Annotated in this window: 7 protein-coding genes; 4 read left to right on the forward strand and 3 right to left on the reverse strand. The window is 60.9% G+C overall.

The genetic code is table 11. The features are described 5' to 3' along the window. The first annotated feature begins 44 nt into the window (after positions 1-44). Both AVL61_RS11915 and AVL61_RS11920 read left to right on the forward strand, forming a co-directional pair. The gene (locus AVL61_RS11915) at positions 45-914 is read left to right on the forward strand and encodes an SRA domain-containing endonuclease (RefSeq protein ID WP_475584059.1); all 870 of its coding nucleotides are present in this window, start codon (positions 45-47) and stop codon (positions 912-914) included. A gap of 119 nt (positions 915-1,033) precedes the next feature. Next, entirely contained in the window at positions 1,034-1,363 is a 330-nt protein-coding gene (locus AVL61_RS11920; RefSeq protein ID WP_058874558.1) for a histone-like nucleoid-structuring protein Lsr2, read from the forward strand. Positions 1,364-1,737: 374 nt separating this feature from the next. Here the strand turns inward: AVL61_RS11920 and AVL61_RS17935 are convergent, their stop codons facing one another. From AVL61_RS17935 to AVL61_RS11930, 3 genes are all read right to left on the reverse strand, one after another. Next, on the reverse strand, positions 1,738-2,304 hold the full coding sequence (locus AVL61_RS17935) for a hypothetical protein (RefSeq protein ID WP_157571403.1): 567 nt from the start codon (positions 2,302-2,304) through the stop codon (positions 1,738-1,740). Between the two features lie 794 nt (positions 2,305-3,098). After that, positions 3,099-3,320, reverse strand: coding sequence for a hypothetical protein (locus AVL61_RS11925; RefSeq protein ID WP_157571404.1), 222 nt, complete (start codon positions 3,318-3,320; stop codon positions 3,099-3,101). 115 nt (positions 3,321-3,435) lie between these two features. After that, the gene (locus AVL61_RS11930; RefSeq protein ID WP_197412702.1) at positions 3,436-3,978 is read right to left on the reverse strand and encodes a ParA family protein; all 543 of its coding nucleotides are present in this window, start codon (positions 3,976-3,978) and stop codon (positions 3,436-3,438) included. Positions 3,979-4,106: 128 nt separating this feature from the next. On the opposite strand from AVL61_RS11930, the gene AVL61_RS11935 reads away from it, so the two are divergent. Continuing rightward, positions 4,107-4,742 (forward strand): AAA family ATPase, encoded by a 636-nt coding sequence (locus tag AVL61_RS11935; RefSeq protein WP_058874560.1) that lies wholly within the window; start codon positions 4,107-4,109, stop codon positions 4,740-4,742. Next, a complete protein-coding gene (locus AVL61_RS17940; protein WP_157571405.1) occupies positions 4,736-5,035 on the forward strand; it encodes a hypothetical protein in 300 nt (99 codons plus the stop codon). The genes AVL61_RS11935 and AVL61_RS17940 overlap by 7 nt, the downstream gene beginning before the upstream one ends. Positions 5,036-5,419 lie beyond the last annotated feature (384 nt).

Genomic DNA, 5,419 nt, shown 5'->3' on the forward strand with positions numbered 1-5,419 from the left:
AGGCCTGACCATCAAGGACGTCCACCGAAGGGGGTCAACCTCAGCTGACCCCTGCCGGGGGACAACTGATGTTCCTGTTCTCCGACCCCGCAGCCGGCGAACAGTACGGATACAAGTACGACGGATGGGTCACCGAGTCCGAGACGGTGTTCGATTACACCGGTGAAGGCGCCGAAAATGATCAGCAGATGATCCGGCGCAACAAGACCCTTCGCCGCTCCCTCAATGAGGGTCGAGAAGTTCATCTCTTTCTCGCTGAGGGATACATCCCTGGCACGCAGACCCGCACGCATCGCTACGTCGGCCAGTTCGAGACGGACCCTGAGGCCGGATGGCGCTACGAGCCCGTTCCGGACCGTTACGGCAACCCCCGCAAGGTCATCGTCTTCACCCTGACGCGCGTCGGTGCCGCCCCGGCGGCGGACCCCAACGCCGATCAGCACATGGCCGGCAGAATCACCGGTCCCCTCACGATCACGGAAGTCCCCGCCGAGCAGACTCGAGCGGAGATCGTGCACCGCGCCGAAACCGCGGCCATGGAAACTACTCGGACCGAGCGGCAACTTGAGGACCGCCTTCGCGACGCCCTCTACGTTGACTTGCGACTGGCGATCCAGCCTGCCGGCTCCTCCACCACTCTCTACACCGATGTCTGGGATCCAGATGAACGCGAGCTCTTCGAAGTGAAGAGCTCAGCCTCCCGGCAAAGCATTCGCATGGCTGTGGGGCAACTCCTGGATTACCGGCGCTATATCGACGGTGATGAGCCTAAGTGCGTCGTGGTGGTACCCGAAGACCCCGGGGAAGACTTGCGCCAATTCGTCCTTGGCGTGGGCATGGACTTGATGTTCTGGGACGAGGAGAAACACCTGATGAGGGTCTCCTCCCATGAGGGGACGCCCTCAAGGGCCTGACAGGGAGGGTGTCTAAGCAGATTTTCAGCTAGCCCATAGAAAGTGGGTTCAGTTAGAGTAATCCCGCCGCGTATATATCCCGGGGCAAGCCATGATGAAATCAATGAAAAGGTGCTGAGTTGGCGCAGAGCGTGAAAATCATTCTGGAAGACGACCTCGAAGGCGGTCCTGCTGAGGAGACCGTCCAGTTCGGTCTGGACGGCCGGCAGTACGAGATCGACCTCTCCACCGCCAACGCGGAGAAGCTGCGGGAGGCCCTGCGCCCCTACGCCGCCTCCGGCCGGCGGGCCCAGGGCAAGTCCACGCGGACCACCGGGACCCGTTCCTCCTCCGGTGGTAACCCGGAGACGGCGAAAATCCGGGCCTGGGCGAAGGAGAACGGTTACGAGGTCTCCGATCGCGGCCGGATCCACCAGTCCGTCAAGGACGCCTACTACGCCGCCCAGTAGGCCCCACTCTCCCGCCCGGACACCCTCGCCGGCTTCCCTGGCTCTCGTGCGGCCCGCGACAACGGGCGCTGGGTGCTGGAGGGCCACCGCCGCCTGTCACGAGCAGGAGAAAGCCCGGCTCACCACCAGCGGTGAGCCGGGCTCCCTCGTTCTGGACCATGAGACCCGGGCCAGCTCTGCCCCGGGGCATCGAACGGAAAGTAGTAAAACTCAGGTCAGCGGCTCCAACAGGTTGAGGGCTACCCCAAAAGAGGGCAAGGCCAGAACACCTCAGACTCCTGCACGTGGACCACTTTTAGCTCGCGGATCATTCACACAGATCATGTCAGGTCAACCGTCTTGCGGCAATTTGCTGAAATGGTCCCGCGTCGTAGTTAGATCGCTTCACCAGTTCCCCAGTCGTCATCTTGGCCCTCGTTTTCACCTGGATGGCCTAAGTCCTCTTGCCAGAAAGGCATATCAGCCAACAACTCTTTCGTACGCATAAGGATGTATTCGGCCTTAAGCGTGGACGCTTGGGGATTTGTTAGATAGCGGATAATTTCCTGATTCAGTCGGTACTGCTGCGTCATGTTGTGACGGGTGATCTGGATGTCCTCAGCACTGGGAGATGGAAGCACAGATCCGTCAAGAGGCTGCATGCTTGGAATTTGCTTCTTTCGGCGAGGCCGTGAGACACGCCCGAACGGTACGACTTTGATATCAAGTTCGGCCAACGCAACCTCGTGTGAATCAGTATCAAAACGCCTGACACATCTCTCCCCGGCCCAGACTTCGACGACAGCCTTGACAACACCGTTTGCCCGCCTCGCTGGGTCAGTTGATAAGTCCAAAAATGTGTGACCATTCCATGGATTGTTAAGGTGCCAGATGCGGTGAATCTTTCCGTTTTGCTCGTAGCCACGCCCCGGACTGGCAACGATAGTTTGCTCTTCGAACACGGTTCCTCATTTCATGAAGGGCGACCCCGTGCGAGTCGCCTTGCACTCCACCCACTATGCGCTTTCGACCGCGCCCGCGACACCCACTACGGATACCAAGGAACTTTTGACTGGGGTTTATGTTGGTACCATTGTGGCAACAAAACCGAAGTGAATACCCAAGTGAACCCGGTTTTTTTAACCCTTCTGGATGACAAATTTGGGTTCCGGCGCCTAGCTACATCCGTCGCACAGTTCCCCCGTAACAAAATGCCATCTTAGCGAAATGCATGAGTTTATAACATTCTGCAAGTATTGCTTGTCTCCCATTTTGCCGTGCCAGATACACGAGTGGGCCTCACCCACCCACATGCTCTGCGTTTTCCCAAGCAATCCGCGACGGCGAGGTCTGCCTGTGTTCACAAGCCACCGCAGCGGAATCCCATGGGGCAGTAGGGCCCGAGCACGGGAACCTCGTCACTGCGAGGACCTTCCTTTGCGGTGAGCAGCCGGTGACGGGCTGACAGCCTTTCTCCAGCAAGGCGCCACTGGGTTGCCCCGCGTCCAGCCTGGACAGCGCTGGTCGCCCCTTTGGCCCTCGACAACGGGCCTTGCTGGGGGTTGGCCCTGGCTCCTTTCGGAAGGGGCGCGGGCACCGTCAATAGATCGACGCCCCACGGGACCACCCACCCCATCCCGCCGCCCGTCCCCAGAAGAAGAGAACCCGGCCCACCAGCAATGGTGAGCCGGGTTCCTTCCTCGCCGACCATGGGAAAGCCCCCGCGACCGCATCCCTCCCCTATCGGGGGCCGGTGTTATCGGTTGAGCTGTTGGGCGTAGGCGCGCACCGCGTTCTCGATCACGGCGCGGGCGGTGCCGTCGTGTTCGGTGAGTTCCTCGATCAGGTCGGAGACGTCTTGGGCCACCCGCACCCCGAGCTGGATCGTGGGTTCCCGGCGCGGCCGGCCCCGCCCGCGCTTGGGTGCGGCCGCCGGGGGCTCCGCCGCCGGCGACGCCTGCACCCGCGGGGACGACACCACTGGTGTCGTTGGCTCGGGTGAGGTAGCGCGTGGGGGTGTGTAGTCGACCGGGTCGATGTGCTCATCCGGGGCCGGCGGCGGGCCAGTGAGGCGGGACGCTCGGGCTGCTCGGTCATCGCAGCACCTTCTTCGCGATCGCGGTGTAGGCATCCAGGACCCGGGAGCCCTTGCGGTACTGGCCGTACCACTCCCCCGAAATCCGCACCTCCTGGACGATGGCCCGATCCGGGATCAACGGCTCCAGGAACAACCCGGTGACACGGAGCTCCTCGAGGCTGGCCACCGCCGCCCGGCTCATGATCGTCTCCTTCACCCCACCGACCACGATGCCGGCCTCCTTCAGGGTGTCCGGGGCACCGAGCTGCTGGCGGTGCCGGCGGAACTGGGCGACCGTACGCCGCGCCCCGTCCACCCCGTCGATGCCATCGCTGGTGGCGGTGGCGGCGTAGACCACGGTGTCCGCCGCATTCAGAGCCGACTGCGTCAACGGCCCGCCCTGCCGGTTCGGGCAGTCAATGACCACCACATCCGCCGACAGACCGGTCAGCGAGATCTTCAGCCGCAGCTCTGCATGGTCGGCCCGGTCGGCTTCGCGGTTGGAGACATTGCGGGCCGAAGGAATCACCCGGAGGTTGGGGTGCCACCCGCTGGGCACCGCGAGCTCCCCCGCAGACACAGAAAAGACTGCCCACGATTACACAACTTTAGTACCACACTAATACAATTATGGTGTGGTACTAGTCTGGTACTTGAGTAGCATCACAATGGTGTTACGGTGGTGCCATGATCATTGTCTTTGGACATCAGAAGGGCGGTACGGGCAAGTCGACGCTCACCGTCAACATGGCCGTTGAGCTGCAACGGCAGGGAAAAGACGTACTGCTGGTCGACGCTGACCCCACCATCCGCACGACCTCGAACTTCACCACTGACCGAGAAGAAGCCGGACTCCCCTCGATACAGTCCGTACAGAAGTCGGGATCACTACATAAGTTCCTGGAAGAGTTCCGACCTAAGTTCGATCACATCTTGGTCGACGTCCCAGGCAAGGACTCCAAGGAGATGCGCACAGCGCTCACTGCCGCGGACATGCTGATCAGCCCCACGCGCGCCACCCAAGCTGACCTCGACGCTGTGGCCGGGCTCCTGGAGACGGTCGAAGGCGCTCAAGACTTCAACGAGGACCTCAAGTCGATGTTGGTTCTGAATTTTGTCTCCTCGAACGTATTCACCAAGGAGCGAGAAGAAGCGCAGTCATACCTCGAGGACTTCCCCCGTGTGCGACTCGCTGAAACCGTGCTGCATCAGCGCAAGGCTTTCGCCGATTGCCTGGCCGACGGCAAGGGAGTCGTAGAAATGCGCGATGCCAAAGCCAAGGCCGAGATCCAGCTGCTGACCCAGGAGGTCTTCTCATGGTGAGGAAACGTGGCCCGGTTGCCACCAACCGCGAGGAAGAGATCGAGCGGTTTGCAGCGGCAGCGGAACGCTCTGGATCCGATGCCCCCGAACAGGGACCACCCCTGAAGCCGTGGAAGCGGCGAGCACGAATCGGGGCCAAGGTGAAGGGGTACAACTTCCGATTCAACAACACCCAGCACGCCTTGCTTAACTATGCCGCTGAAGCTGAGGACACCTCTCAGCAGAAGTTGATTGAAGAGCTCGTATGGCCAGTGCTCGAGGAGCGATATGGCCAGAACGTGCCTCTCAAGTAGGCAGTGCCAGTACCACACTGGTGTGGTACTGGCACTAAACCAGTGCCATCATGGTGCCGTACCGACAGTGGTCGGTACGGCGCCTTCATGTCCAGTCATCGCGGTGAAGTAGTGAATCCTCTCCTGCCAATCCCGTAACCCCTGCACCGCCGAGGAAGTCGACTGGGTAGTGGTCACTGCGAATACGAAGTGGGGAATGGTCAGCCCCAGAGAACTGAGCAAACCGAAGTCATACCGTACTAGTACCACACTAGTACCACACTTATACGGCACTGGTGTGGTACTTACTCTTGGCGGTAATCCCCTAATGTGATTCGACGACTCACCAATGCCAAGAAGATGTGGGGTTGACCCCGTTTCGTGGACATCGAGTTATGCGGCTTC

Origin of the sequence: Kocuria rosea subsp. polaris (assembly GCF_001483755.1) — a bacterium.
Lineage (GTDB): Bacteria > Actinomycetota > Actinomycetes > Actinomycetales > Micrococcaceae > Kocuria > Kocuria cellulosilytica.

Bases quoted from the DNA above. Each gene is read 5' to 3' on its own strand.
- AVL61_RS11935 (WP_058874560.1), top strand. From the start codon at position 4,107: ATGATCATTGTCTTTGGACATCAGAAGGGCGGTACGGGCAAGTCGACG.
- AVL61_RS17940 (WP_157571405.1), top strand. From the start codon at position 4,736: ATGGTGAGGAAACGTGGCCCGGTTGCCACCAACCGCGAGGAAGAGATC.